Origin of the sequence: Pseudomonas putida (assembly GCF_028682455.1) — a bacterium.
Classification (GTDB): domain Bacteria; phylum Pseudomonadota; class Gammaproteobacteria; order Pseudomonadales; family Pseudomonadaceae; genus Aquipseudomonas; species Aquipseudomonas putida_AA.
On record NZ_JANHLD010000001.1, the window covers coordinates 1,035,289 to 1,061,223 of the forward strand.

Below are 25,935 nucleotides of genomic sequence, written 5' to 3' on the forward strand. Positions count from 1 at the left end.
TTTATGCATTTGATCGATAGTCCAAGGGCTGGCATAAGTCAAGGTCATACTTGCTTTTGTGGCCTGCCATGCTCGCTTCAGCTTTTGTTTCCAGCGCCTTTACCCGCACCCTGGTCGCCCACGCCCAAGGGTGTGGCTTGCCCGTCGAGCGCCTTTTGCAACGGGCCCAGATCGACCCTGCCTGGCTCGAGGGGCACCGCGAAGTGCCTGCGCTGCTGGTGGAGCAACTGCTGCTGGAATGCGAAGCGGCAGGCGCCGGTCGCACCTTTGGCTGCGAGCTGGTGCGCGGCATGGCGACCAGCTCCCTTCAGGGCCTGAACATCCTGCTCGATTCGGCGGCCACCGTGCGCGCCAGCATCGACTGTTTCATCCGCTTCCTGCCACTGGTGACCAACTGCGTGCTGGTCACCCTGGACGACTCCGATAGCTCGGCGGTCCTGCATGTGCGTCGTTTTCAGCACACGCCCCATTACTACATGCTCGATGCGGCGGTGTTGAGCCTGGTGCGCAACATCGCCCGGCGTGCGGGCAGGACGCCGGCGCAGATGTTCACCCAGGTGCGGTTGCAGCCGCAGCAGGCGGCGGGAGACTGGTTGCGTGAATGGGGCGTGGAGGTTGCCGAGGGGCCGTGGTTGAGCCTGCAGTTGGCCCCGCAGGCGCTGGAGTTGCCGTTGCCGGGCGCCAATACGTTCCTGCACCAGAGCATGTTGCGCCAATGGCAGGGCGGGGCGATCGACGATGGTCGCAAAGACAGCCTGCAACTGGCCCGGCACTGGCTGGCGGCGGGAGACCAGCCGATCGAGCGGATTGCCGAGCGCCTGGGCTATCGACAGCCCAGCAACTTCATCCGCGCGTTTCGCAAGCAATTCGGGGTGACGCCCAAACAGTTTCGCGTAGGCGCGGGCCTGCCCCGCGAGGCGATGGAACCGACCCACCGCCATCGCGGGGCAAGCCCGCGCCTGCAGATTGCGGACACTTCATCCGGATGATTATTTTTTGTCGTGCGCCGCTTGCGTCTGGCAGTCGGCGCTTGGGCATCTTGATCGAGCTGCTAATCCTCATGGAGCTCGATAATGACAACAACAAGCTCAGCAACGGCAGGCGCGCGCCTGTGTGCCATCCGTAAAAAACCTTCACCGCTGTTGCTGGCGGTGCTGGCCAGCATCGCCGCCCCGGCGCAGGCAACCACGTTCGACATCAACGACGACTGGAGCTTCACCACCCGCACCACCTTGAGCCTGGGTAGCAGCTGGTCGACCCAGCACCCCAACCGGCACATGATGACCCGCGCCAACGCCTTGCAGGCCCAGGGCGTGACAGCCGATGGCAGCAGCGTGAGCGCCGATGACAACCGCCTGAATTTCGAGAAGGGCGATCCGATCTCCCAGACCTTCAAGGGCCTGACCGACCTGAGCCTCGATGGCCAGGGCCAGGGTGCCTTCCTGCGCCTGAAGTACTGGTACGACCACGCCTACGAAACCCGCGATGGCCGCTTCAAGGACTTCGACGACAGTGGCTGGGACGACCTGGCCAAGTTCCAGGGCCTCGAGGCGCTCGATGCCTACCTCTGGAAAGACTTCGAGGTGGGCGGTCATCCGCTCAACGTCAAGCTGGGCAAGCAGGTGCTTTCGTGGGGCGAGGCGCTGTTGATCCAGAACGGCATCAACGTGATCAACCCGCTGGACATCACGGCCTTCAACCGCCCGGGTGTCGAGATCAAGGAAGGCCAGCTGCCGGTGGAGATGCTGTCGTTCAGCCTGGGTATTACCGACACCCTCAACCTGGAAGGCTTCTATCAGTACAACTGGCGCCCGAGCGTGCTCGATGGCTGCGGCACCTTCTTTGCCGCCAGCGATGTGATCCAGCCCGGTTGCGGGCCGTTGTACCTGAGCCAGGTCCTGACCGACGATCAGATGCAGGCCAGTGGGCTGTACGCCACCTCACGAGGCAATGACTCGCCTTCGGACACCGGCCAGTTCGGCTTCGCCGTGCGCCAGATGCTGCCGTCGCTCAACGATGCCGAGGCGGCGCTGTACTTCATCAACTACCACTCGCGCTTGCCGTACCTGAGCCTGGATGCGCGCAATTTCAACGTGCCCGGCACCTTTCCCGGTGGCGGCCAGGGGCCTTCGTACGGGGCGTCTTTTCCCGAGGACATTCGCCTGTATGGCGTGAGCCTCACCGGGGTCGAGCCCTACAGCGGGATCTCGCTGGCAACCGAACTGAGCTATCGGCCGAACATGCCGCTGTCGTTCAACCCGCCGGATGTACTCACTGCAGTGGTGTCGGGGGCGCCCGGCAGCTCCTGGCTGCAGTTGCCGGCAGACTTCAACATTCGTGCCGGCGACCGATTGGATGCCTGGGAGCGCAAGGGTGTGTGGCAGTGGACCGGCTCGGCCACCCAGGCCATCGACAACGTGCTGGGGGCCACGCGCCTGAGCCTGTTCGGCGAGGTGGGGGTGGTGCATATCGACGGCCTGGGCGATGAGCGCCTGGGGCGCAACGCCGCGTTTGGCCGCAGCGCACCACGCAACGGCACAGCCTGCAACACGCCAGCCTCGGGGGTGACCAACCGCTACTGCACCGACGAGGGCTTCACCACGGACTGGTCGTGGGGCTACCGGCTGCGCGCCAGCCTCGAGTACAGCGACGTGCTGCCGGGGGTGAACCTGATTCCTGCCGTCAACTGGCGTCATGACGTCGAGGGCTATTCCTACGATCCGGTCGGGCCGTTCCAGGAAGGCCAGCAGGCCCTGGGTCTGAGTCTGACGGCCAACTACCTCAACGACTACAGCGTGGAGCTTGCCTACAACAGTTTTTTTGGCAGCAACGACTACAGCACCCTGGATGACCGCGACTTCGCCTCGGTCAGTTTCAAGGTCGATTTCTAAGGAGAACAATAACAATGCGTATTCATCCCCTGTTGTTGGCCCTGACCTGTGTCAGTGCCCTGGTCCAGGCCAAGAGCAACGACCTTGGCCCGCTGGACAAGACCCTCACCCCGATGGGCTCGGAGCGCGCCGGCAATGCCGACGGCAGTATTCCGGCCTGGACCGGCGGCCTCGACAAGAGCGCCGGCAGTATCGACAGCAATGGCGGCTACAGCGATCCGTTTGCCAACGAGAAGCCCCTGTACACCGTGACCGCGCAGAACCTGGCCCAGTACCAGGCGCTGCTCAGCCCTGGCCAGGTGGCGATGTTCAAGCGGTTCCCGGCCAGCTTCCAGATGCCGGTGTACCCCAGCCACCGCACTGCGCGGCTGCCGGCCGAGGTACTGGCCGAAAGCCGCGTGAACGCCGGCAAGACCACCCTGGCCGATGGCGGCAACGGCCTGCACGACTATGTGCGGGGCATTCCCTTCCCGCTGCCCACCGAGGGTATCGAAGTGATGTGGAACCACATGACACGCTGGCGCGGTGGCAGCTACGAGCGATTCAGCAGCATTGCCCTGGTGCGCGAGAACGGCGCGGCGAGTTTCATTCGGGCGCAGTCGCTGGTGAGCTTTGCCGAAGCGGTCAATGGCCTCGAGCCCAAGTCCAATGTGCTGTTCATGTTCAAGAGCCGGGTGCTGGAACCTGCGCGCCTGGCGGGCGAAACCGTGCTGGTGCACGAGCCGGTCGACCAGGTCAGCGAACCGCGTTCGGCCTGGCAGTACCTGCCGGCCCAGCGCCGGGTGCGGCGTGCGCCGATGCTGGCGTACGACAACAGTGCGCGCTACAGCAACGGGTTGATCACCGCCGACAACATCGATGGCTTCAATGGCGCGCCCGATCGCTTCGACTGGAAGCTGGTCGGCAAGCAGGAATTGCTGATTCCTTACAACAGCTATCGCCTCGGCAGCCGTTCGGTGAGCCTCGCCGAACTGGTCAAGCCCAATCACATCAACCCGGCCTATACCCGTTACGAAAAGCACCGGGTGTGGGTCGTGGAGGCCACGCTCAAGCCGGGGGCGCGGCATATCTACAGCAAGCGTCGCTTCTATGTGGATGAAGACAGCTGGCAGATTGCCCAGGCGGACCAGTACGACAGCCGCGGGGAGCTGTGGCGCAGTTCGGAGTTGCATGCGATCCAGCATTACGACCACGACTTCACCTACAACGTGCTGGAGACCTCCTACGACCTGATCTCGGGACGGTATTACGCGGGTGGGTTGAGCAACGAAGAAAAAGCGCCGATGCGCGTGGGCTTCACGGCGAAGACGGATGACTACACGCCGTCTGAATTGCGCAGATGGGCCAAGTAGTCGGTCGTAGCGGGCCCGCTCCTGTAGGAGCGGGCTTGCCCCCGAGAGGCCGCTACAGCCTGCGAATCCGGTGTTGCCGTGTTACGACCGCTGCGCGGCCGATCGCGGATGAATCCGCTCCCACAGTGTGGGCGCCGGGCTTGCCGGCGATCGGCCGCACAGCGGCCGTAATCTACAGGCCTGCTGTTGCTGCAAGTCGGGGGATCAAGGCGTCACGATGTTGAACTGCGGGCTGAAGGTGTCGAGTGTGCCCAGCAACTCGGCGAATTTCTGCCCGTTGCCTTCGAGTTTGATCAGTCCTTTTTGCATCGCGCCAGGGAAGTCCAGCTGCTTGAGGCTGATCTGCTCGAGGGTCGCCTTGCTCATGGTCAGGCCTGCATCCGCCTTGGGGTTGAAGCCTTCGCGGTGGGTCAGGACGCCGTTGCGCAAGGTCAGGTTGAACACCTGGTCCGGTTCGCTGAAGCGCCAGTTGAGGTTCATGTCGTGGCCCACGGCTTTGTCGACGTCTACACGTACCGCCATGAAGTCGAAGAACATCTGCGGGGTCAGTGCACGCACCATGTCGGCCGACACCGAGCTGCCCGGGTTCTTCGGTACGCCGTTGCGCAACTCCATCGCGCCGGTCAGGTAGATGTTGCGCCAGTTGGCGTTCTCGCTCTGGTAGCCCAGCTGGTCCAGGGCTTCGGCCTGGATGGCACGGGCCTTGGCGTTCTCAGGCTCGGCGAACAGCAATTGGTTGCCCAGTTGCGCTGCCCAGCGGTATTCGCCCTTGTCCATCGCCGCGCGGATTTTGCCCAGCACGGCGTCGCCGCCGCCCATGGCCTCGACAGTCAAGCGTGCGCTTTCCACCGGTGGCAGCGGGTTGAGGTTGGCCGGGTTGCCGTCGTAAAAGCCCAGGTAGCGCTGGTACACCGCCCGTGAGTTGTGGCTGAGCGAACCGTAGTAGCCCTGGGTGTACCACTTGTTCTGCAGCTCGCCCGGCAGCGTTTGCATGTTCTGGGCGATTTCCATGGGCGTCAGGCCCTGGTTCAGCAGGTGCAGGGTGCGGTCATTGAGGAAGGCATACATGTCGCGCTCGTCGGCGAGCAGGGTACGTACCGACTCGGTGCCCCAGGTCGGCCAGTTGTGCTGGCCGAACAACACCTCGGTCTTGTCGCCGTAGCGCCCCAGGCTCGCGTCCAGGTACTGCGACCAGGCCTTGGCGTCACGCACCTGGGCACCGCGCGGGGTGAGGATGTTGTGCATGGTCTGCGAGGCGTTTTCGGCGATGCCCAGGGCCTTGAATTTGGGCAGGTAGAGGTTCATTTCCGATGGTGCTTCGGTGCCGGGGGTGAGCTGGAACTCGAGGTCGACGCCGGCAATGCGGCGGGTCTCGTAAGGCTGGCTGATCAGGTCGGTAGGCGGGATAAGGGTGATGGTGCCGCCGACGGCCACGGCCTTGCCGATGGCCGCATCCACCTGGCCCTGTTCACTGCGCGGCAGGTACAGGCCGAACTGGTACTGGGCGCGGCGGCTCATGGCGTTGCCGGCATAGACGTTCTCGCTCATCACGTGTTCCATGAACCCGGATGGCGCCAGCACCTTGACCTTGCCGGCCTTGACGTCGGCTTCGTCGACCACCCCGCGCACGCCACCGAAATGGTCGGTGTGAGTGTGGCTGTAGATCACCGCCACCACCGGTTTGTGCGGGCGGTTCTGGTAGTACAGGTCGAGGGCTGCGCGGGCAGTTTCAACGGCGGTGAGCGGGTCGATGATGATCAGCCCGTCGTCGCCTTCGATGATGGTCATGTTGGCCAGGTCCATGCCGCGCACCTGGTAGAGGCCGGGAGTCACTTCGAACAATCCGGCGTGACTGTTGAGCTGGGCCAGGCGCCAGAGGCTCGGGTTGACCGTGGCGGGGCTGTCTTTCTTGTTCAGGAACTCATAGCTGGCCAGGCTCCATACCGGCCGGCCATTGGCGTCCACCACCTGGCCTTTGAACGGTGCGACCAGGCCGCGAGTGACGGCGGCGTAATCGGCGGCGTCGCTGAACGGCCGCTGCTGGAGCACGGCGGCGTTGCTGCGTGTGGTCTCGGCGCTGGCCGGGCTGGCGCTGGTGACAGGGTCGGCGTACACAGGCTGGCCCAGGCAGGCGAGGGCAATCAGGCTCGCCAGGCGAGCCCGTGGGAACAGGGAGGGAAGGGGCATGGTGTCTCCGTTTTTTTGTCGTTATGGCACACCCGGCCGAGCTTAAGGCTCGGGTTCTGCGGCCCTGCAAGCCACAGACGACAAAAAACATGCACGCTGCTCAGTCGTGATTGACCACGCAGTTGCGGCCATTTTTCTTCGCCGCATACAGGCGCCGGTCTGCGCAGGCCACCAGGTCGTCGAGGCCCTGGCAGCCGTCGACACGCAGTTCGGCCACGCCAATCGACACGGTCAGGTGAATCTCCAGCGACGGCGCGCTGGCCAGTAGGGTGCTGGCGTCGGGCACGCACACCGATTGGGCGGTAGCGCTGCGCAGTTGTTCGGCCAGCCGGGTGGCGTCGGTCAGCGAGGTCTCGGGCATCACCACACAGAACTCTTCGCCGCCGTAGCGCACCACCAGGTCCTGGTTGCGCAACAGGGCGCGTAGCAGGGTGGCCAGGTGCTTGATCACCTCGTCGCCGGCGCTGTGGCCCCAGCTGTCGTTGATGTTCTTGAAGTGATCGATGTCGAGCATCCACAGGGCAACCGGCTGATCCTGCTGCAGGCGCTGCAGCAACCCGCCGAAGTCAGCCTGCAGGCGCCGGCGGTTGGCCAGCTGGGTCAAGCTGTCGACCAGGCCTATCTCGCGCAGTTGCCGGTTCAGGCGCAACTGGCCCTTGAACAGCCGGTCGACCACATACAGGGTGAGCATCATCAACAGTGCCAGCAGCACCCAGACACCGAGGAACAGGCTGTCCATCTGGCTGTTGACCCCTGCGCGCAAGTCGTCGGCGCTGATGTAGTTGACCAGCATCAGGTCGATGCCTTCGAGCTCACGGTACTGCAGGTAGCCCTGGTCGAGTTCCAGCGTACCGTGGTCACGCTGGAACAGGGTCTGCAGCGATACAGGCCGGGGGCTGGCCGGCAAGGTCTGCAGCCAGTTGCCCTGGTAGGGTTTGAAGGCATGGTCGCTGGAGGCGATCAGGTTGCCCTGGTCATCGATCAGGGCATGGTGCTCGTCTGCTTCGGTGGTCTGGTACAGGTATTCCTGTACCTTGTTCTGCGGCAGGTCATAGATCAGCGCACCGCGCATCACCGCGTTCAGGTACACCGGGGCGCTGAGCAGCAGGTGCGGGATCTTTCCGAAGTCGCCGCCGGCCAAGGGGAGGAAGGTGATGTCCAGGTCTTCGCTATAGGCACGGCCCAGATGCATCAGCGGCGAGCTTGCGAACTTGCGCAGTACCGGTTCCAGCTGCGCGTCCTGCATCGCCGGGTAAGCAATGACAATGCCGGAAGTGGTCAGGAAGAGGATCCGCTCAAGGTTGCCGCCACTCTGGAACTGCGCCGGCAATACCTGGCTCATGGCCCGCGACAGGTGCAGGTCTTCGACCAGCTGTTCGTGGTCGCGGCTCAGGCCCTGCACGGTGGCCAGCTGGGTATCGCCGATGGCGCGGATCGGGGCGTCGGACTTGGGCACCGGCAAGCCCCAGACCGGCTGATGGCTGTTGCGCACGGCCAGGTCGATCGCATCGTTGCGCCGCATCGATGGCTGGTTCTGGGCCTCGACCAGTACCCGTTCGGCGATGCTGCGCAAAAACTGCAGCTGGCTCTTGCCGTGGTACACCACTGTCTCGATGGCCAGCGCCTGTAAATGCAGGTTGTGCTGGCGGTCTTCCAGTTCGCGCTGGTGCAACTGCCAGTACTGGCGCCCGGCAAGGACCACGGTAATGACGAAGGCCGCCAGAAAACACAGGATCACCGTGCGCCGGGGACGCGCGCAGGCCAGCGGCAGGAACAGGCGTGATCGCGACGCAGGCGGGGGCTTTGGCGGCATCGGGTATATCCACTGCTGAAGAAGCTGTGATTATAGATCGAAGCCGCCCGCCTGCCGGGTGCTCCCGCAGTCGCCTGGCGCGGTTATTTCAACTGTTTGAGGTAGGCGATCAGGTGCTCGCGGGCCTTGGCATCGGCCTGGCCCGGAAACATCATCATGTTGCCCGCGACCATCGCGGCAGGATTGGTCAGCCAGCGGTCCAGGCTGGCGTCGTCCCAGGTGAGGCCGGCAGCCTTGAAGACGGGCGAATAGTTGAAGCCCGGCGCCTGGGCGCTGGCCTTGCCGGCCACGCCCAGCAGGCTGGGGCCCATCATGTGCTTGCCGGCCTCGACACTGTGGCAGTAGCCGCACTGGGTCGTGAACAGGGCCTTGCCCTGGGCGGCGTCGCCCTGGGCCAGGCACAGGGGGGCGGCCAGCAGCAGGGCGCTGGCGGTGATCAGGTACGTGTGGATCATGGGTATTCCTGTAGACAAGAGCGGTCCGCCAGGCGGGGCCTGGCGGGGTAGCGAAAGGATCAGAACGGGTTGGCCAGGTCGATGCCCGACTTGCCGGGGGCCAGGATGTTGTTCGGGTCCAGGGCACGCTTGAGGGTGTGCTCAAGCTTGCGCTTGACCGGCCCGTAGCTCTGCGCCACCCGCTCCTGGAAGGCAGTGTTGACCCGGTATACGGCGTAGCCTTCCTGCTCGAACACATCCAGCAGCTCGGCGAAGCAGGCATTGGCGCGTTTGGTTTCTTCGGGGCTGCTGCGGTCGTACAGCACGTCGATCACGTGGTGCATGTCGCGCCAGCCGACGATGAACTCACCGACGTAGTCCAGGCCATGCTTATTGAGGATTCTCTTGGCCAGGGCCTGTTGCTTGTCGCACTCGCTGCCTCGGGCCTGGCTGACCGGCGCGAACCACATCGAGCCACCACCCCCGCGCCAGTTGTACAGGCCGAACTCCTGCAGGTTGGGCACCCCGGACATCAACTGTGCACGGTACTTGAACGGCTGGGTGTCGCCGGCTTGCTCCTGGGTGACGATTCGGCCCTTGCCCAGTTGCTTGAGGGCGCCGGTGACGATCTTCCAGTTCACATCGACCTGCTCCTGGGTGCCGTACAGCGCGGCATAGACGTTCCAGGCACCGAGGTTCTTGTCTTTCTGGATCTGCTTGAGGATGGCGTCGGAGGTGGCGCCAGGCTCGGAGGTGTAGTCGCTGCGACGGGTGTTGCAGGTGGAGGCTTCCCACAGCACGCCGGCGATCACCACCGAGTTGGGAATGATCTGGGCGATGCGTAGCGGGCGGATGAATTCGACGATCTCGGCGATGTCCGACTGGTTGTCGAACTTGATCTCGAACGGTTTGAACACCGGCGGCTTGGGCATCAGCCAGAAGCCCATCTTGGTGCAGATACCGTAGTTGGCCTGGGTGAACATGCCATCCAGGGTCGGGCCGTAGCCCCACTTGAACACCTGCCAGGCATTGTCGCCTTTTACCCCGCCCATGCCGGTGCGGTACACGTCGCCGTTGGCCAGCACCACTTCCATGCCGCACTGCATGAGGAAGTGCTCGCCGTAGGGGGTATAGCCCACGCCTCGGTCCATGGTGTTGCCCAGGGGGCCGGCGATGGCCGAAGGCGCGGAGAACGACAGCATCAGCGGCAGATTGTGCTCCTGGATGTAGTCGTAGAGCTGCTGGTAGGTGACGCCAGGCTCGACCAAAGCGGTGCACAACTCGGGGTCGACGTGGAGGATCTTGTTCATCTTCTTCAGATCGAGGATCACCTGGCCGCGCTGGCCGGGGGCCGCCGAGCCGTAACCGAAGTTGCGGCCGGTGGAGATGGTCCAGACCGGCACCTTGAACTGGTTGCAGATCTTCACCACCCCTTGCACCTGCTCGACGGTGGTAGCGGTGACGGCTGCAGACGGCGCGTGCTCGGCGTTGTCCACGGCCATCATGATCTTGTTGTAGGGGATCAGTTGCTCGTCCTTGACCAGGACGTTCTCTTCACCCAGCAGGGCGCGGAACTGAGCGATGGCTTGCTGGAAGTTGGCGTCGTTGACGCCGCGGGGCAGCAGGGTGTTGGCGGTTGCTTGGCTCATGTTGGAATCCTTCAGACTGCGATCGAGAACGACACGTAGGTGCCGGTCAGTGCCGAGGGGCGGCTGGCAATCAGCGGCGCCTGGCCGGTGTCGGTGCTGCCCAGTACGGCCAGGGCGTAACCCAGGGTGGCGGCCCATTGGTCGCCGGCCTTGGCGCGGCGGGCGGTGGCCAGTTGCAGGGTCGGTGCCGGGCTGTGCAGGCGCTGCTCGTGCAGGCTGAAACCCTGGCCGCAAACATGCAGCTGGTGGCCCAGTTGCAGCGCGCAGCCATGAGCGGCCTGGGCGCTGAGCAACTGGTGAGCGGTACGATCAGCGGCTGCACTGTGCTGGCCCAGCCATTGGATGCGGGCGCCGGCGCTGCGGGCCAGGTCAATGATCAGCGCGGCGCTGGCATCGTCCACCAGGCCGATCAGGCGCTGGCCCTTGCCGTTGGCAAGGCGTTGTTGCAGGGCCTGTACAAAGGCCAGCTCGAGCCCGCTGGGCAGTACCTGCAGTTGCGCGCTGGCCGGGCTTGCCTGCAGGCCCTGGACAAACGCAGAGCCTGCGACCTCGGGGCTGACAATGGCCAGGCTCGCGCACTGCGCCGGGACGCTGCGGCCCAGCACGCTGTTGGCCAGGCCCAGGCCCGAGCTGGCCATGGCTACACCGGCCGCGCCACCCACGGCCATGCCCTTGAGCAACGCGCGACGTTGGAGAGTCATCATGGTCGGGCCCTCAGGGTTTGGCAGCTGGGGCAGGGGACTTGGACAAGTACTCGCCCACCTGTTGCAGCGCGTTGTCGTCGATGAACGAGGCCGGGAACGCCGGCATGGCCCGAAAGCCGTTGCGCACCACGGCGCTGATGTACGCCGGCGGCAGTTGCCGGCCTTTTATTTGCGGGCCAACCTGGCCTTCGTGGCAGTGGCCGCAGACTTTGGCGTAGACGTTCTCGCCGCTTTTCCACACACCGTCGCCATCGGCGGCGGCGCTGCCGGCAAGCAGCACCAGGGGCAGGGCAAGGCAGGCATTGACGGTCCGTCGCACAGCCTGGCGGTTGGGCAGTAGGGACATTGCGGACTCCTTATTGTTATGGGGTAGGGCAACGCAGAGAGAGTGGCCAATCAAAATGGATAGGCCCGTGGGTGGTGCTGTACGGTGATCCAGTGATCGGTGGTGAACTCCGCGATGGCCCAGTCGCCGTTGAAGCGTCCAAGGCCCGAGTTCTTCTCGCCACCGAAGGGTGCGTTGGGTTCGTCGTTGACCGGGATGTCGTTGATGTGGGTCATGCCGGCATGGATCTGCTGGGCGAACTGCACTCCGCGCTCCAGGCTTGCGCTGAACACCGCGCTGGACAGCCCGTACTCGCTGCGGTTGGCCAGCTCCAGGGCATGTTCGGCATCGCGCGCGGCCTGGATGCCCACCAGCGGGCCGAAGATTTCCTCGTGGGCGATGTCCATGTCGGCGGTGACGTTGCCGAACACATGGGGGGGCAATACGTTGCCCTGGGCCTGGCCACCGGTGAGCAGGTGCGCACCTTCGGCCAGGGCGGTGGCGATCTTGTCCTGCAGGCCGGCCAGTTGCCGTTCATTGATGACCGGGCCGATCACCGTGCCGGGCAGGCTCGGGTCACCATACGGCAGGGCCTTGACCCGCTCGACGAAGCGCTCGGTGAAGGCTGCGAGCAGCGGTTGCTCGACGATGATGCGGTTGACCGCCATGCAGATCTGGCCCTGGTGCAGGAACTTGCCGACCACGGCCGCATTGACCGCCTGCTCCAGGTCGGCATCGGCCAGCACCACGAACGGGCTGTTGCCGCCCAGCTCCAGGGCCAGGTGCTTGAGGTGTTCGCCGCCGCTGGCGATGCGGCCGATGTTGCGACCCACCTGGGTGGAGCCGGTGAAGGAAATGAACGCCGGCACCGGGTGCTCGACGAAGGCGTCGCCGATCTCGGCGCCGGCACCGACCACCACGCTCAGGGCACCTGCCGGCAGCCCGGCTTCTTCGAAGATACGCGCCAGCAGCAGGCCGCCGCTGACCGGGGTGTCGCTGGCCGGCTTGACCACCACGGTATTGCCCAGGGCCAGGGCAGGCGCCAGGGAGCGGGCAGTCAGGTGCAGGGGGAAGTTCCAAGGGCTGATCACCCCGATCACACCCAGGGGCTTGCGGTACACGCGGCTTTCCTTGCCAGGGATGTTCGAGGCGACGATGCGCCCGTGCACGCGGCTGGGCAGGCTGGCCGACTCGAGGATGATGGCGCGGGCGGCGCCCCATTCGATCTGGGCCTTGATCCGGGTGCTGCCCGACTCGCGGATGATCCAGTCGATGATCTCTTCGCGGCGCTCATCGAAAATGCGCGCCGCCGCCAGCATTACCTGGCTGCGGGCGGCTGGCGCGTGCGCGGCCCACTCGGGCTGTACCTGTCGGGCGCCGCGGTAGGCGGCATCGAGGTCTTCGCGAGTAGCCAGGGGAATGTGCAGCAGGGCCTGCTGGTTGAATGGGTCGGTCACCGTCAGCGAGCGCTCGGCACTGCCGGCGCGCCACTGGCCGGCCAAGGGCTGCAGATGAAGGTTCTGGTAGGCAGGGCGGGAAGGTGTCATCGGCTTCTCTCTTTTGTTGTGACATTGCGATGAATAGCCCTTAACAACTATCGTGCCACCTCTTGGTTGACGATAAAAATTCAATAAAAACAGTATGTTGTGTGTTTTTTTAGGGGTTGTAGGCAAGGCGCAGGCGCTGCGGGTGCGAAAATTTATGCAGAGAAGTCGGCGTTTGCAGAAAGCTCGACAACGCCGCTTGGCCGTGAAAAATCCGTGCGGTTATCGGACGTTTTCAGGCGATGTCTGTGCGCTATGACTGACTGTCGATTGACCCCGGCGGGCCGGGGGGCATACTGAAGGCCTTTACCTTCTGCCTTGCACATATTGCCTATGACTCCTACAACACCTGGCAAATCGGGTCGGCCTGTTGACGAAGCGTTCTTCAAACAACTGCTGGGTCGCCACAAGCGCCTGATCGTCGATCGCACCAATCAATTTGGCAGCACCGGCCTGCCGTCGGCCGAGCAACTGGCCGAGTCGGTGGCCTTTGCCCCCCAGGACGGCAGCATCTGGCTGTGCGGCCAGCGCATGATGCTGCTGCAAGGCTCGGCATTTGGCGCCATTCGCCGCGAACTGATCGACGCCCTGGGCCTGGACAAGGCCCGTGGCCTGCTCACCCGCATCGGCTGGCAGGCCGGTGCCCGCGATGCCGCGCAGGTCAGCGAGCAATGGCCCGAGGGCGATCACGCCAGCCTCTACAGTGCAGGCCCGCGCCTGCACATGCTCGAGGGCATGGTGAATGTCGAGGTGGTGCGCTTCGAGATCGATTCGAGCATCGGTCATTTCTATTCCGAGTTTCTCTGGCACAACTCCCTGGAAGTCGATGAGCACATCGCCGCCTATGGCCTGGGCGGGGAGCCGGCGTGCTGGATGGAAATCGGCTACGCCAGTGGCTATGCCTCATCGTTGCTCGGGCGCCTGGTGGTGTTTCGCGAGCACCAGTGCCGGGCCATGGGCCATGCGGCTTGCCGGATCGTCGGCAAGCCTGCCGAGCAGTGGGACGACATCGATATCGACCTGGCGTACCTGGACCCCGGTGATTTTCTCAGCCGCAGTGCCTATCACGCCGGGGTCGACACACCGGTGGCGGACCTTGAAGTACCTGCCGATGGCAAGCAACTGGTGGGTATCTCGGCAAGCTTCGTGGCCGCCAGCCAATTGCTGCAACGGGTGGCGCCGACCCAGGCCACGGTGTTGCTCACCGGTGAGTCGGGGGTGGGCAAGGAGTTGTTCGCCCGCACCCTGCACCAGGCCAGCAGCCGCCAGCACATCCCGATGGTGGCGCTCAACTGCGCGACGCTGCCGGAGAATCTGGTGGAGGCCGAACTGTTTGGGGTCGAGCGCGGTGCCTACACCGGTGCCGAACGCTCGCGACCCGGGCGCTTCGAGCGGGCCCACGGCGGCACCTTGTTCCTGGATGAAATCGGCACCTTGAGCCTGCATGCGCAAAGCAAGATCCTGCGCGCCCTGCAGGAAGGTGAAATCGAGCGGGTGGGCGGCAGTGCGCCGATCCAGGTGGATGTGCGGGTGATCGCTGCCACGAACCTGGACCTGCGTCGTGAGGTGGAGGCGGGGCGCTTTCGCGAAGACCTGTTCTATCGCCTGAACGTGTTCCCCATTCATTTGCCGCCGCTGCGTGAGCGGCGCGAAGACATCCCGCTGTTGATGAGCTACTTCCTGCGCACTTTCAGCCAGCGTCATGGCCGCCAGTTGGCGGGCTTCAGCATGCGCCTGGTGAACGCGCTGTTGACCTACCGTTTTCCCGGCAACATTCGTGAGCTGCAAAACCTGGTGGAGCGCGGCGTGATCGCTGCCAGCGACGGCGAGGTGATGGACGTGGTGCACCTGGCCGAAGCCGGTGCGCCGCTGATGGAGGCGGCCATCGGCCTGACCACCGAGGGGCGGCTGGCCATGGGCAAGGTAGCGCCCGAGTCGATGCCTGCCTCTGATGGCGGTGCAATGCCGGCAGGCGAGGGCGGGGCGCCGGAGCTTGCCAGCCTGCAGGCGTTCTTCAGCGGCCAGCAGCGGGTGCTGGGGACGTCGTTGGAAGAGATCGAGCGGCGCCTGGTGCAACTGGCTCTGGAGCGATCCGGTGGCAATGTCACCGCGGCGGCGCAGATGCTCGGCATGAGCCGCGCCCAGGTCAGCTACCGGCTCAAGGGCAGCTGACCCGGGGCGCTCGTTTCACAGCGCGGTGGTGAATTTGAACCAGTAGGTCTGGCCTTCGGTACGGTTGCGCACGCCGGAGTCGTCCTGCCATTTGGCGCTGAACATCCAGCCCTGCTTGCTGCTGTATTGCACGGCAGGGCCGATGGAGAACGAACGGCCGCGGTTGCCATCGTTGGCATCGACCAGGGCGGCCGCCGCGCAGTCGCTGGCGCTGCATTTATCATCGCTGATCTGCTGGTAGGCATGCCCGCCAACGCCCAGCACCCAACCATTGCCCATGCCCCAGCCCAAGGTGTAGTCGGCGTGCAGCTCGCGGCCGGACTGGTAGTGGGTGGCGCGGTTTTCGAAGTTGTAGTCGTGCATCAGGCGTATGTCGGCGTTCAGGCCGTCGGGGTCCAGGTAGGTCATGGCCAGCACGGCTTGCACGGTGTAGTAGTTGTTGCCGAGGTTGATCAGGTCGTCTTCGTCGTATTCGCTGGCTGTGGGCAGGACGAAATCGACACCGGTGGCGATGTGCAGTTTGTCGCTGGGGTGAAAGCCGATCACCGGGCCCAGGTGGGCGTCGCCAATGCCGCGCTTGTGGTCGTGGGGGCCGTTCTTGACGTTCAGGCGCATGTCGTTGAGGGGTAGCAGGGCATGGAAGCCCAGGTCGCCGCCGAACACTTTCTGCTCGGTGACCCAGACCAGGCGTGGTGCCAGGGTAGTGACTCGGAGGTCGATGTCGGCGGCCTTGGCGCCGCTGTTGTCGCGCAGGGTGTCGGCCAGGTAGTTGCCGGCGAACAGTTGGCCGTAGGTGCCTGGCGGCGGCAGGATGCCCATGCCGTAGATTTCGATGCCATTGGGCCAGGAAGAGATGCCGCCTTCGGTGGCGTGGACGTGCAAGGCGCAGGTGGTCAGGAGCAGGCCGGCGGTGAGGTGGCGAGGGGTGTTTTTGAACATGGAAGGTCAGCCTTATTGTTATGGGTGATGCGTCGGGTAGCGACGCTCACATTGACCTTCTCAATATTTGTGCCAGGTTTAAAATTGTTGTTTATCAATGGGTTATGTATTTGGTTGGAGTTTGGGTGGTGGAGTTTGTTAAGGAAATTCTGCGGGGTGGATAAAAGTCTTGGGGGCTTATCCATTATTTGTGGTGACCAGGGGGCCTACGCTGCGCTTCGGATCCCCTCACTACGCTTCGCATCTTCGGCCTTTGTCGAAGGCGCTTCGCGCCAGCCCCTGCACGACAGCTCCGTTCGGCCCTTCTGGTTAACGGGGCCGGAAGATCAACAGCACAATTGGCCGCGCCTTTGCCGGCCTGCGTCGTACCTGTAGGTGCGGGCGATCTACTGGCCTACCGCGCCGGCCTGGCGAAAAGCATTGGGCGTCTGGCCGCATAGGCGACGGAAGAATCGTGAGAAGTAGGTGGGGTCGCTGAAGCCCAGGCTGTCGGACAGCTGGCTGATGCTCATGTTGGTGTAGATCAGGTTGCGCCGGGCTTCGAGCAGCAGGCGCTGGTGGATGATCTGCAATGCCGTTTGCCCGGCAAGCTCTCGGCAGAGGATGTTCAGGTGCACGCTGGAGATGCCCAGGCGATGGGCGAATTGTTCGACCGAGAGGTGCTCGCGGTAGTGCTGCTCCACCAGTTTGATGTAGCGCCCCAGCAATTGCTGGTTGCGCTCGTCCCGGTTGCCCGGCGGGGTGTTCTGCTGGCGCTGGCGGCTGATCCAGACCATCAGGCTGGCAATCAGTGAGTGCAGCAGCAAATCCCGCGCAGGGGCGCTCCCTTCGTATTCCTGGTGCAGTGTGTGGATCAGGGTGTGCAGTGCGTGGCGGTCGCGGCCCAGCGGGTAGCAGCCGATCGAGGCGAGCACGCTCAAGGGGGCGCCGAGTTGCGCTTCCAGTTGCGCCACCAACGGGGCGCCGAGGGTCAGTACGTAGCCATCGATATCGGCGGAAAACTGAAAGCCATGCACGGTCATCGGCGGGATGACCTGGATGGCCGCCTCGTGCACGTCGCTGCGCTTGCCTTCGATCTCGAGGCGGGCGTGGCCGCGCCGCACGTACAGCAGCTGGAACAGGTCGGCGTGGCGGTGCGGCTTGATCTCCCAGTGGTGCAGGCTGCTGCGCTTGGGAATGGATTCACAGTGCAGCAAGTCGGGTGTCGGCCAGGCCTGGTTTTCACCGTACAGCTTGAACACCGGGATTCTGGGAAGGCTGGATCTTGTCATTGTGGGCAACCTGCCGGGTAACTTGGACGTTGTTCGATAATCGAACTGAATGTTCAAAAGTGCAATTAACCGGAGCAATATCACCTTTTCTGGCGGTTTTTGTCAGCAAAAATGCAGGGGTCAATAACAACAAAAGCTTCAGGTGCTGCCCTGGCGGCGTGTGGAGCCCCCAACGCGAGACAAGAACAATGAAGACTCAGGTAGCCATTATCGGTGCAGGTCCTTCCGGGCTGTTGCTCGGCCAATTGCTGCACAAGGCCGGCATCGCCACGGTAATTCTCGAACGCCAGACCCCGGACTACGTCCTGGGCCGGATCCGTGCCGGGGTGCTCGAGCAGGGCACGGTCGACCTGCTGCGCGAAGCCGGTGTTTCCGAGCGCATGGATGCCGAAGGCCTGGTGCACGATGGTGTCGAGCTGCTGGTAGGCGGCAAGCGCATCCGCGTCGACCTCAAGGCGCTCACCGGTGGCAAGACGGTGATGGTCTACGGCCAGACCGAAGTCACCCGTGACCTGATGCAGGCCCGCGAAGCCTGCGGCGCGCCGATCATTTACTCGGTCAACAATGTACAGCCCCACGAGATGAAGGGTGAGCAGCCCTACGTCACCTATGAGAAAGATGGGCAGACCCACCGTATCGACTGCGACTACATCGCCGGTTGCGACGGCTTCCACGGGGTGGCGCGCAAGAGCATTCCAGAGTCGGTGCTGACTCACTACGAACGCGTCTATCCGTTCGGCTGGCTCGGTCTGCTGTCCGATACCCCGCCGGTCAACCATGAGCTGATCTATGCCCACCACGACCGCGGCTTCGTGCTGTGCAGCCAGCGCTCGCTGACCCGCAGCCGCTATTATCTGCAAGTGCCACTGACCGACCATGTCGATGACTGGTCCGACGAGCGCTTCTGGGACGAGCTCAAGGCGCGCTTGCCTGTGGAAGTCGGTGAGCGCCTGGTCACCGGGCCGTCGCTGGAAAAGAGCATCGCGCCGCTGCGCAGCTACGTGGTCGAGCCGATGCAGTACGGCAAGCTGTTCCTGGTGGGGGACGCCGCGCACATTGTTCCGCCTACCGGCGCCAAGGGCCTGAACCTGGCGGCTTCCGACGTGTGCTACCTGTACCGGATCCTGGTCAAGGTATATGGCGAAGGGCGCACCGAGCTGCTGGAGAAGTACTCGGAGCTGGCCCTGCGCCGGGTATGGAAGGGCGAGCGCTTCAGCTGGTTCATGACCAACCTGCTGCATGACTTTGGCGAGCACAAGGACGCCTGGGACCACAAGATGCAGCAGGCCGACCGCGAGTACTTCCTCACCTCCCATGCCGGACTGGTCAATATCGCCGAAAACTATGTGGGCCTGCCCTACGAAGAAATCGAGTAAGCGAAGGAGGGTGGATCATGGGTGTGTTCGACTGGAAACACTGGGTGGTTCTGCTGGTCGTGGTGGTGCTGGTGTTCGGCAGCAAGCGCTTGAAGACCTTGGGTGCCGACCTGGGCGAGTCGATCAAGGGCTTTCGGCGTTCGGTGAGCAGCGACGAGCAAGTGACACCGCCGGTGGCGGTAGAGCGCCAGCCTCGCCAGGACTAGCGCCCCCTGTGGCGGTGCCCGCGGATCAGGCGCGGGCGCCCGCCGCCAGCAGTAGCTTCTCCATCGCCGTATAACCGCGCTGGCGCGCATGGGCCAGCGGGGTCACGCCGTCCTTGTCGGCGATGTTCACATCGGCCCCGGCCTTGATCAGCAACTCGACGATCTCGACATGCCGGGCGCCGCCATCGCTGAGCACGATGGCCTCCATCAGCGCCGTCCAGTGCAGGCGATTGATGTGGTTCACGTCGACGCCCGCCTCGATCAGTGTGCGTACCGTCTCTACATGCCCACGCTCGGCGGCCGGGATCAGCGCCGTGCCGCCGTAGCGGTTGGTGCTCTTGAGGTCGGCGCCGTGGCGCAGGGTCAGTTGCAGGATCTGGTCGAGTCCGCGGGCACCGGCGTACAGGTACGGGCTGTCGTCGATGTTGTCCTTGGCGTTGACGTCGGCGCCGGCTTCGATCAGTACCTTGGCGGCCTCGATGCGGTTGCCGTGGGTTGCCAGCAGCAGCGGGGTGCGACCCAGTTTGTCGCGGGCCTCGAGGTTGGCGCCCTGGTCGAGCAGGCGTTTGACCTGGGTGGCATCGCCCTGTTCGGCAGCTTCGCGCAGTTGGCTTTCCAGCACGCCGCCTTCGGCGTTGGCAGTGAGCGAGGTCATCATGGCAAACAGGAATGCGAAGAAAACGTTCAGGTGTTCAAGGCGCATTCGGCGGTCTCCGTGTGTTGTTTCGTGAGTTGGCGCATGATAGAAATCACGTCACGCATTTAGAAGTTAAATATTCGCATGAACATCAGTGTGAAACCGAATAGATCGCTGTTCGATCTCGACTTGCTCAGGGCCATTGTCGTGGTGGCCGACTGTGGCAGCTTTACCACGGCGGCGGCACGGCTGCACTCCACCCAGTCGACGGTGAGCCAGAAGGTCCGGCGCCTGGAAGACATGGTCGGCCACCGCCTTCTGGTACGCGGCAACCGCGACGTGCTGCCCACCGATGCCGGTCAGACGCTGCTTGGCTACGCCCGGCACATGCTGGCCTTGAACGACCAGATGCTCGAAGCCCTGGCCGGCGCGACCGTAGGGGTGACGGTGCGCCTCGGAGTACCCGAGGACTTTGTCGGCGGGCGCACCACCAACGCCTTGTCGGCGTTCAACCGCAAGTACCAGCAGGTCAAGCTGGAAGTCACCAGCGGCCTTTGTCGCGACCTGAGCCAGAGCTACGACAACGGCGAACTTGACCTGGTGCTGCTCAAGCAGCGGCGCAACAGCCGTGAAGGCGTGGCCTGCTGGCCCGAGGAATTGCAATGGATCGACAGCGCCAGCACGTCCTCTATCGACCTCGACCCGATCCCGCTGGTGACCTTTCCGCCGCGCGGCCTGTACCGCGATGACATGATCAACGCCATCGAAGGCATGGGCCGGCGCTGGCGTATCAGCTTTACCAGCTCGAGCCTGAGTGGTATCCAGGCGGCCGTGGCCGACGGCATGGGCATCAGCCTGCTGCCGCCGCGTGCGGCAACCCGCGAGCATGTTGTGCTGGGGCAACAGAACGGGCTACCGGAGATCGACAGCTATGAAATCGTCATCGTCCATCGGCCCACGGCCGATCCAATGGTCAAGGAGCTGGCGGGGGTATTGGCGAGTCTGCTTGAGGCGCACGAGGTTTGAGGTCGCCTGGGTCGCTGGTCGGTTCACGCACGCCCTGGCGCTCGGCTACCGCGCGCAAGGTGCGCAGCGACACCATCGGTGCGTCGATCACGAACTGGTTGGCCAGCCATGAGGGGATGTCGCCGGCAGGCTCGGCCTCCAGCTGGTAGGTCACTTCGGTCAATTGCTCGCCCTTCGGGACCAGGAGCCACTGGCCCTTGAGCTGAGTGACGCGGATCAGCCCCGGTACCTGCTCGGCCTTGTCGGCCTCGGCACTCAGGCGGCGGATCATCCCGCCGTCGTCGGTGCGCTCGGTCTGTACCCGGATCACCATGTCGCGGGGGCTGGCCGGCCAGGGCAAGTCGGTGGTCAGGTAGACCCAGGTGCTGTCGCCGTCGACCTCCAGCAAACGCATCGAGGCGCAGCCATACAGCCATTTGCAGGCCACCCGCAGGTTTTCCTGCAGGTCGCTCAAGGTGCGCACGCTGGCCTTGATCAGCGCCACGCCGCGAAAACGCTGGTAGTGCGAACCTGCAACGTCATCCAGGTACACCCGAATGCCGTCCTCATCCTTGGCCAGATGCCAGGTGTCGGCCTGGACGCTGCTGCACAGCAGCAAGACCTGAAGGGCGATGCAAAGGGGTAGGGGCCTCATAGTGCAAGCATAGGTCAGCCCTGCCATACCCTCCCCCGAAAACACAAAAAAGCCCGCCAGTAACGGCGGGCTTTTGTGCAACGAGCCTGGACTTAACGCTGTGGGTTCAGCACCAGGTTCATGTGGCGGTTCACATCCTTGTACAGCAGGTAGCGGAACGGGCCTGGGCCGCCGGAGTAGCAGGCTTGCGGGCAGAAGGCGCGCAGCCACATGAAGTCACCGGCTTCGACTTCGACCCAGTCCTGGTTGAGGCGGTACACCGCTTTACCTTCCAGTACGTACAGGCCGTGTTCCATGACGTGGGTTTCGGCGAACGGAATCACGCCGCCTGGCTGGAAGGTCACGATGTTGACGTGCATGTCGTGGCGCATGTCGGCCATGTCGACGAAGCGAGTGGTGACCCACGCGCCGTCGGTGCCGGGCATCGGGATCGGCTCGATGTCTTTTTCGTTGGTCACGAACGCTTCTGGCAGGGCCAGGCCTTCTACCACCTGGTAGTGCTTGCGGATCCAGTGGAAGGTGACGTTCTTGCCGCTGGTGTTGCGCAGGCTCCAGTCGGCCGCCGGCGGAATGAAGGCGTAGCCACCTTCTTTCAGGGTGTACGGCTTGCCTTGCAGGGTGATGTCGACTTCGCCTTCGACGACGAACAGTACCGCTTCGGCGTTCTTGTCCAGTTCAGGACGCTCGCTGCCGCCTTCTGGCGCCAGCTCGACGATGTACTGCGAAAAGGTTTCCGAGAAGCCGGTCAGCGGGCGGGCGATGACCCACATGCGCATCTTGTCCCAGAAGGGCAGGTGGCTGGTGACGATGTCGCGCATCACACCCTTGGGGATTACGGCATAGGCTTCGGTGAACATGGCACGGTCAGTCAGCAGCTCGGTCTGAGCCGGGTGCCCACCGTGAGGGGCGTAGTAAGAAGATTTCGACATGGACAGTCTCGACTTGTTGTTGTGTCCCCGTGCCTGGCAGCGCCGGCCGGCGCTGCGTGGGGATGCATTGACACGATATAGACAAGGCCGTGCCATCCACAAATTAAATGTTGAAATACCCGGTATTTGATTGCTGAATGGCTGTCGGTTCCTCGCTTCATTGGCTATCGTCAAGAGAATGGCAAAACACCTTTGAGCAGTAACCCACGGACGATGACCGGCCCACGCTGGCGGATTGCATTGTCAACTTTCCTGCAGACGATTGGAAAAACTCGAAGCTGCAGCAGACCAGGGACTTCAAGTTGAGCGAATACGGTTGATTTCTCCAAGTAGGTGAGAGGTGAACGTATGTCGTACAAAGAAGACTTCGCCAACTCCGAAGGTTGGTCTGCAGTGGACGTCAGCACCAGGCTCAACACCACCGCAGGCAAGGCGTTCCTGGCCTTCTTGCGCAGCAAGGGTGCCGACACGGTCATTCGCTACTATGCAAGCTCGGCCAGGCCCAAAACCATCACTGTCGCCGAAGCGAAGTTCCTGTCCAAGGAAGGTTTTGCGATCTTGCCGGTGTATCAGGACAGCAGCCGGGACATCAGCCATTTCTCCACCCGGCAGGGCATGGACAATGCCAAGAGCGCTGCCGATTTTGCCAAGTTGATCGGGCAACCCAAGGGCAAGGGCAGCACGATCCTGTTCGCGGTCGACGCCGACTACCGGCCCCAGCAAATCGATGGGCCGATACTCGATTACTTCCGGGCAGTCAAAAACGAGATCGGCAGCGCTTTTACCCTCGGTGCCTATGGCAGCGGTGCGGTGCTTTCCAAGCTGCTGGCCGAAGGCTTGATCAGTGTGGCGTGGATCTCGATGTCGCGGGCGTTCCTTGGCACCGAACAGTTTTTCTATGCCAATCGCTGGGCGATGCGTCAGGTGCCGCCCGATGTCAGCCATGAACCTTCAGGCGTCAACTACGACCGCAATATCATCCGGATGCCAGCCCAGGCGCTGGGCGCCTTTGTGGTCGATGAGAGCGGCGTAGGGAAACTGGCCTGGGACGAAGACCTGGACGCAACGTTGGGCGGGTCGCCGTCGTTGCCGGTCGCCCAAGCGCTGGACGGATCCGACCGACTTGTTACCACTGAAGGATTGCGCCTCAGGCAAACGCCCAACGGCATAATCGTGCGCGACCTGACCCTGGGTGAGCGGGTGGTGGATCTGGGCGCTTCGACTGAAGCCGGCTGGCGTAAGGTCGGGATCGGCGCCGAGCAAGGCGTGGTGTTCGGTAAATACCTGCGTGCGCCTGTACGCCCGGAAGTCGAAGCGCTGCTGCGGGCCGCGCTGGATGAATGGCTGCGTTTCGAAAAAGGCCAGGCCGATGAGCGTACAGACCCCTATTACAAGTACGTGCGGGAAATGTGGGCGGCCATCGGCGAGCCCTATGACGGTCGCAGCCGCTATGCCAACGGTACCGAGGTGCCTTGGTCTGCGGCGTTCATTTCCTGGGTGGTACGCAAGGCCGGGCCGGCCTACGCCAACTTTGCATTCGCCTCCAGCCACTCGGTGTTCGTCAACAATGCAATCAAGGCGCGCCTCACCAATCGCCTGGACAAGCCGTTCTGGGGTTATCGCATCAACGAGCAGAAGCCCGAGATCGGCGACATCATCCAGCGCAATCGCGAATCCGGCACATTCACGTATTCCTATGCCGAGAACCACAGCCAGTACATCAGCCACTCGGATATCGTCGTAGAGGTTACACCGGACGTTGCGCGGGTGCTGGGTGGCAACGTCAGCGATACGGTGACCATGAGCAGCGATCTTCAGGAGTATCAACTGGATGCCAACGGCTTTCTGGAGCCTGGACAGCGGATCATCGCGCTGCTCAAGAACCGGGCGGGGCTGGCCTGACATTCGCGTTGCCGTGCAGAAAAGAGCAGGGCCCAGCGCAATCGCTGATCCGTTACACTCTCAGCCCTGCGCGCCGCCCTTTGGCGCACTGCAAAGCAACAAGAACTGCCATGAACAGCCATTTTGAGATAACAGCATGATCGAGGTCACCGAGGTTTCCATTGCCCAGTTGCGCGCAGCGCTCGAAGCGGGCCAGACAACGGCAGTAGAGCTGGTCCAGGCCTACCTTGCCCGGATCGATGCCTACGACGGCCCTGACACGGCCACGGCCTTGAATGCGGTGGTAGTGCGTAACCCCAAGGCGCTCGAGGAAGCCCGGGCCAGTGATGAGCGTCGCGCCAGGGGCCAGACCCTGGGGCCACTCGACGGCATCCCCTACACCGCCAAGGACAGCTACCTGGTCAAGGGCCTGACCGCCGCCTCCGGCAGCCCGGCGTTTGCCAACCTGGTTGCCTACCGTGACGCCTTTACCATCGAGCGTCTGCGCGCTGGCGGCGCGATTTGCCTGGGCAAGACCAACATGCCGCCCATGGCCAACGGCGGCATGCAGCGTGGTGTCTATGGCCGGGCCGAGAGCCCGTACAACGCCGGTTACCTCACCGCACCCTTTGCCTCGGGTTCATCCAACGGCGCCGGTACCGCCACGGCGGCAAGCTTTGCCGCGTTTGGCCTGGCAGAGGAAACCTGGTCCAGCGGTCGGGGCCCTGCGTCGAACAACGGCCTGTGTGCCTACACCCCCTCGCGCGGGGTGATTTCGGTGCGTGGCAACTGGCCGCTGACGCCGACCATGGACGTGGTGGTGCCCTTTGCCCGGACCATGAACGACCTGCTTGAAGTGCTCGATATTGTCGTGGCCCACGACCCGGATAGCCGTGGTGACTTGTGGCGCCTGCAACCCTGGGTGCCGATCCCGAGTGTGGAGTCGGTGCGCCCGGTGTCTTACCTTGAACTGGCGGCAAATGCCGAGACGCTGGCGGGCAAGCGCCTGGGGATCCCCAAGATGTACATCAATGCCGACCCTGAGGCGGGCACCTCAGAGGCGCCGGGTATCGGTGGCCCGACTGGCCAGCGCATCAATACCCGCCCAACGGTGATCGCGCTGTGGGAACAGGCGCGCAAGGCGCTTGAGGCCGCAGGTGCCGAAGTGATCGAAGTGGACTTCCCGCTGGTGTCCAACTGCGAGGGTGACCGTCCGGGTGCGCCGACGGTGTACAACCGCGGCCTGGTGTCCAAGGAGTTCCTCCACCATGAGCTGTGGGACCTCACCGCCTGGGCATTCGACGACTTCCTCCAGGCCAATGGCGATCCCAAGTTGAACCGCCTGGTGGATGTCGACGGACCGCTGATTTTTCCTCACGACCCGGGCACGCTGCCCAACCGTGAAGGCGACCTGGCCGCGGGCATGGACGAGTACGTGAAGATGGCCGAGCGCGGCATCACGCCGTGGGACCAGATCAGCACCGTGCCCGATGGCCTGCGTGGGCTGGAGAAGACGCGCAAGATCGATCTGGAAGACTGGATGGATCGCCTGGGCCTGGATGCGGTGCTGTTCCCGACTGTCGCCGACGTGGGCCCGGCCGATGCCGATGTCAACCCGGTCTCGGCCGATATCGCCTGGAGCAACGGTGTATGGGTGGCCAACGGCAATCTGGCCATTCGCCATCTGGGCGTGCCGACCGTCACCGTGCCGATGGGCGTGATGGCGGACATCGGCATGCCGGTAGGGCTGACCTTTGCCGGTCGAGCCTATGACGACTCAAGCCTGCTGCGCCTGGCATCGGCCTTCGAGTCGACCGGCAGCAAGCGGATGATCCCGCCGCGTACACCGGCCTTGTAGGAGCGGGCTTGCCCCGCGAGCGATGCGACCGAGCGATCGCTATCGCGGGGCAAACCGGTTCCTACAGACAGCAAAATGCGCCCGTCAGGGCGCATTTTGTTTTACCG

21 protein-coding genes are annotated in these 25,935 nt (G+C 63.7%); 9 read left to right on the top strand and 12 right to left on the bottom strand.

Features of this window, described 5'->3' with window-relative positions:
* The first annotated feature begins 68 nt into the window (after nucleotides 1-68).
* The 3 genes from NPS58_RS05125 (at nucleotide 69) to NPS58_RS05135 (ending at nucleotide 4,243) form a co-directional block, all read left to right on the top strand.
* A complete protein-coding gene (locus NPS58_RS05125; RefSeq protein ID WP_274114117.1) occupies nucleotides 69-989 on the top strand; it encodes an AraC family transcriptional regulator in 921 nt (306 codons plus the stop codon).
* 84 nt (nucleotides 990-1,073) lie between these two features.
* Nucleotides 1,074-2,891: a DUF1302 domain-containing protein gene (locus NPS58_RS05130; RefSeq protein ID WP_274114119.1), complete on the top strand. Its 1,818-nt coding sequence runs from the start codon at nucleotides 1,074-1,076 to the stop codon at nucleotides 2,889-2,891.
* Nucleotides 2,892-2,905: 14 nt separating this feature from the next.
* Complete coding sequence (locus NPS58_RS05135) at nucleotides 2,906-4,243, top strand: DUF1329 domain-containing protein (RefSeq protein ID WP_274114121.1); 1,338 nt, start codon at nucleotides 2,906-2,908, stop codon at nucleotides 4,241-4,243.
* A 204-nt stretch (nucleotides 4,244-4,447) separates the two neighbouring features.
* Here the strand turns inward: NPS58_RS05135 and NPS58_RS05140 are convergent, their stop codons facing one another.
* The 7 genes from NPS58_RS05140 to pchA all read right to left on the bottom strand — a co-directional run bounded on the left by NPS58_RS05140 (nucleotide 4,448) and on the right by pchA (nucleotide 12,902).
* Nucleotides 4,448-6,430 (bottom strand): alkyl/aryl-sulfatase, encoded by a 1,983-nt coding sequence (locus tag NPS58_RS05140; RefSeq protein WP_274114123.1) that lies wholly within the window; start codon nucleotides 6,428-6,430, stop codon nucleotides 4,448-4,450.
* Nucleotides 6,431-6,530: 100 nt separating this feature from the next.
* Nucleotides 6,531-8,243 (bottom strand): diguanylate cyclase, encoded by a 1,713-nt coding sequence (locus NPS58_RS05145; protein WP_274114125.1) that lies wholly within the window; start codon nucleotides 8,241-8,243, stop codon nucleotides 6,531-6,533.
* Between the two features lie 83 nt (nucleotides 8,244-8,326).
* On the bottom strand, nucleotides 8,327-8,698 hold the full coding sequence (locus tag NPS58_RS05150; protein ID WP_274114127.1) for a c-type cytochrome: 372 nt from the start codon (nucleotides 8,696-8,698) through the stop codon (nucleotides 8,327-8,329).
* A gap of 59 nt (nucleotides 8,699-8,757) precedes the next feature.
* Nucleotides 8,758-10,326 carry an FAD-binding oxidoreductase gene (locus tag NPS58_RS05155; RefSeq protein ID WP_274114129.1) on the bottom strand — a complete coding sequence of 523 codons (1,569 nt, stop codon included), beginning with the start codon at nucleotides 10,324-10,326 and terminating at the stop codon, nucleotides 8,758-8,760.
* Between the two features lie 11 nt (nucleotides 10,327-10,337).
* On the bottom strand, nucleotides 10,338-11,030 hold the full coding sequence (locus NPS58_RS05160) for a hypothetical protein (protein WP_337994256.1): 693 nt from the start codon (nucleotides 11,028-11,030) through the stop codon (nucleotides 10,338-10,340).
* Between the two features lie 10 nt (nucleotides 11,031-11,040).
* Nucleotides 11,041-11,376, bottom strand: a complete 336-nt coding sequence (locus tag NPS58_RS05165; protein WP_274114130.1) for a c-type cytochrome — start codon at nucleotides 11,374-11,376, stop codon at nucleotides 11,041-11,043.
* 50 nt (nucleotides 11,377-11,426) lie between these two features.
* Nucleotides 11,427-12,902 carry a 4-hydroxybenzaldehyde dehydrogenase gene (pchA, locus tag NPS58_RS05170; protein WP_274114132.1) on the bottom strand — a complete coding sequence of 492 codons (1,476 nt, stop codon included), beginning with the start codon at nucleotides 12,900-12,902 and terminating at the stop codon, nucleotides 11,427-11,429.
* Nucleotides 12,903-13,232: 330 nt separating this feature from the next.
* On the opposite strand from pchA, the gene NPS58_RS05175 reads away from it, so the two are divergent.
* Entirely contained in the window at nucleotides 13,233-15,071 is a 1,839-nt protein-coding gene (locus tag NPS58_RS05175) for a sigma-54-dependent Fis family transcriptional regulator (RefSeq protein WP_274114134.1), read from the top strand.
* Nucleotides 15,072-15,086: 15 nt separating this feature from the next.
* Here the strand turns inward: NPS58_RS05175 and NPS58_RS05180 are convergent, their stop codons facing one another.
* Both NPS58_RS05180 and NPS58_RS05185 read right to left on the bottom strand, forming a co-directional pair.
* A complete protein-coding gene (locus tag NPS58_RS05180) occupies nucleotides 15,087-16,010 on the bottom strand; it encodes a SphA family protein (RefSeq protein WP_274114136.1) in 924 nt (307 codons plus the stop codon).
* A 386-nt stretch (nucleotides 16,011-16,396) separates the two neighbouring features.
* Nucleotides 16,397-17,281, bottom strand: coding sequence for a helix-turn-helix domain-containing protein (locus NPS58_RS05185; RefSeq protein ID WP_274114138.1), 885 nt, complete (start codon nucleotides 17,279-17,281; stop codon nucleotides 16,397-16,399).
* 188 nt (nucleotides 17,282-17,469) lie between these two features.
* Here NPS58_RS05185 and pobA point away from each other — a divergent pair, with 188 nt between their 5' ends.
* Entirely contained in the window at nucleotides 17,470-18,657 is a 1,188-nt protein-coding gene (pobA, locus tag NPS58_RS05190; RefSeq protein ID WP_274114140.1) for a 4-hydroxybenzoate 3-monooxygenase, read from the top strand.
* Between the two features lie 17 nt (nucleotides 18,658-18,674).
* Nucleotides 18,675-18,863, top strand: a complete 189-nt coding sequence (tatA, locus tag NPS58_RS05195; protein WP_274114142.1) for a twin-arginine translocase TatA/TatE family subunit — start codon at nucleotides 18,675-18,677, stop codon at nucleotides 18,861-18,863.
* 25 nt (nucleotides 18,864-18,888) lie between these two features.
* On the opposite strand, the gene NPS58_RS05200 is transcribed toward tatA, so the two are convergent.
* Entirely contained in the window at nucleotides 18,889-19,521 is a 633-nt protein-coding gene (locus NPS58_RS05200; protein WP_274115364.1) for an ankyrin repeat domain-containing protein, read from the bottom strand.
* A 123-nt stretch (nucleotides 19,522-19,644) separates the two neighbouring features.
* On the opposite strand from NPS58_RS05200, the gene NPS58_RS05205 reads away from it, so the two are divergent.
* Nucleotides 19,645-20,526 carry a LysR substrate-binding domain-containing protein gene (locus NPS58_RS05205; protein WP_274114144.1) on the top strand — a complete coding sequence of 294 codons (882 nt, stop codon included), beginning with the start codon at nucleotides 19,645-19,647 and terminating at the stop codon, nucleotides 20,524-20,526.
* Here the strand turns inward: NPS58_RS05205 and NPS58_RS05210 are convergent.
* Both NPS58_RS05210 and NPS58_RS05215 read right to left on the bottom strand, forming a co-directional pair.
* A complete protein-coding gene (locus NPS58_RS05210; protein ID WP_274114145.1) occupies nucleotides 20,474-21,160 on the bottom strand; it encodes an START domain-containing protein in 687 nt (228 codons plus the stop codon). The two genes, NPS58_RS05205 and NPS58_RS05210, sit on opposite strands and share 53 nt — an antisense overlap.
* 92 nt (nucleotides 21,161-21,252) lie before the next feature.
* Nucleotides 21,253-22,089, bottom strand: a complete 837-nt coding sequence (locus NPS58_RS05215; protein WP_028944847.1) for a bifunctional allantoicase/(S)-ureidoglycine aminohydrolase — start codon at nucleotides 22,087-22,089, stop codon at nucleotides 21,253-21,255.
* A gap of 348 nt (nucleotides 22,090-22,437) precedes the next feature.
* Here NPS58_RS05215 and NPS58_RS05220 point away from each other — a divergent pair, with 348 nt between their 5' ends.
* Together NPS58_RS05220 and NPS58_RS05225 are read left to right on the top strand one after the other, a co-directional pair.
* Nucleotides 22,438-23,991: a DUF2272 domain-containing protein gene (locus NPS58_RS05220; RefSeq protein WP_274114147.1), complete on the top strand. Its 1,554-nt coding sequence runs from the start codon at nucleotides 22,438-22,440 to the stop codon at nucleotides 23,989-23,991.
* A 136-nt stretch (nucleotides 23,992-24,127) separates the two neighbouring features.
* On the top strand, nucleotides 24,128-25,828 hold the full coding sequence (locus NPS58_RS05225; protein WP_274114149.1) for an amidase: 1,701 nt from the start codon (nucleotides 24,128-24,130) through the stop codon (nucleotides 25,826-25,828).
* Nucleotides 25,829-25,935: the final 107 nt, after the last annotated feature.

Excerpts from the sequence above, each read along its gene's own strand:
- NPS58_RS05225 (WP_274114149.1), top strand. The coding sequence starts at position 24,128 with ATGATCGAGGTCACCGAGGTTTCCATTGCCCAGTTGCGCGCAGCGCTC.
- NPS58_RS05135 (WP_274114121.1), top strand. The coding sequence starts at position 2,906 with ATGCGTATTCATCCCCTGTTGTTGGCCCTGACCTGTGTCAGTGCCCTG.
- tatA (WP_274114142.1), top strand. The coding sequence starts at position 18,675 with ATGGGTGTGTTCGACTGGAAACACTGGGTGGTTCTGCTGGTCGTGGTG.
- NPS58_RS05160 (WP_337994256.1), bottom strand. The coding sequence starts at position 11,030 with ATGATGACTCTCCAACGTCGCGCGTTGCTCAAGGGCATGGCCGTGGGT.
- NPS58_RS05220 (WP_274114147.1), top strand. The coding sequence starts at position 22,438 with ATGTCGTACAAAGAAGACTTCGCCAACTCCGAAGGTTGGTCTGCAGTG.
- pchA (WP_274114132.1), bottom strand. The coding sequence starts at position 12,902 with ATGACACCTTCCCGCCCTGCCTACCAGAACCTTCATCTGCAGCCCTTG.
- NPS58_RS05175 (WP_274114134.1), top strand. The coding sequence starts at position 13,233 with ATGACTCCTACAACACCTGGCAAATCGGGTCGGCCTGTTGACGAAGCG.
- NPS58_RS05210 (WP_274114145.1), bottom strand. The coding sequence starts at position 21,160 with ATGAGGCCCCTACCCCTTTGCATCGCCCTTCAGGTCTTGCTGCTGTGC.
- NPS58_RS05150 (WP_274114127.1), bottom strand. The coding sequence starts at position 8,698 with ATGATCCACACGTACCTGATCACCGCCAGCGCCCTGCTGCTGGCCGCC.
- NPS58_RS05205 (WP_274114144.1), top strand. The coding sequence starts at position 19,645 with ATGAACATCAGTGTGAAACCGAATAGATCGCTGTTCGATCTCGACTTG.
- NPS58_RS05165 (WP_274114130.1), bottom strand. The coding sequence starts at position 11,376 with ATGTCCCTACTGCCCAACCGCCAGGCTGTGCGACGGACCGTCAATGCC.
- NPS58_RS05130 (WP_274114119.1), top strand. The coding sequence starts at position 1,074 with ATGACAACAACAAGCTCAGCAACGGCAGGCGCGCGCCTGTGTGCCATC.
- NPS58_RS05155 (WP_274114129.1), bottom strand. The coding sequence starts at position 10,326 with ATGAGCCAAGCAACCGCCAACACCCTGCTGCCCCGCGGCGTCAACGAC.
- NPS58_RS05140 (WP_274114123.1), bottom strand. The coding sequence starts at position 6,430 with ATGCCCCTTCCCTCCCTGTTCCCACGGGCTCGCCTGGCGAGCCTGATT.
- NPS58_RS05180 (WP_274114136.1), bottom strand. The coding sequence starts at position 16,010 with ATGTTCAAAAACACCCCTCGCCACCTCACCGCCGGCCTGCTCCTGACC.
- NPS58_RS05215 (WP_028944847.1), bottom strand. The coding sequence starts at position 22,089 with ATGTCGAAATCTTCTTACTACGCCCCTCACGGTGGGCACCCGGCTCAG.
- NPS58_RS05185 (WP_274114138.1), bottom strand. The coding sequence starts at position 17,281 with ATGACAAGATCCAGCCTTCCCAGAATCCCGGTGTTCAAGCTGTACGGT.
- pobA (WP_274114140.1), top strand. The coding sequence starts at position 17,470 with ATGAAGACTCAGGTAGCCATTATCGGTGCAGGTCCTTCCGGGCTGTTG.
- NPS58_RS05125 (WP_274114117.1), top strand. The coding sequence starts at position 69 with ATGCTCGCTTCAGCTTTTGTTTCCAGCGCCTTTACCCGCACCCTGGTC.
- NPS58_RS05145 (WP_274114125.1), bottom strand. The coding sequence starts at position 8,243 with ATGCCGCCAAAGCCCCCGCCTGCGTCGCGATCACGCCTGTTCCTGCCG.
- NPS58_RS05200 (WP_274115364.1), bottom strand. The coding sequence starts at position 19,521 with ATGATGACCTCGCTCACTGCCAACGCCGAAGGCGGCGTGCTGGAAAGC.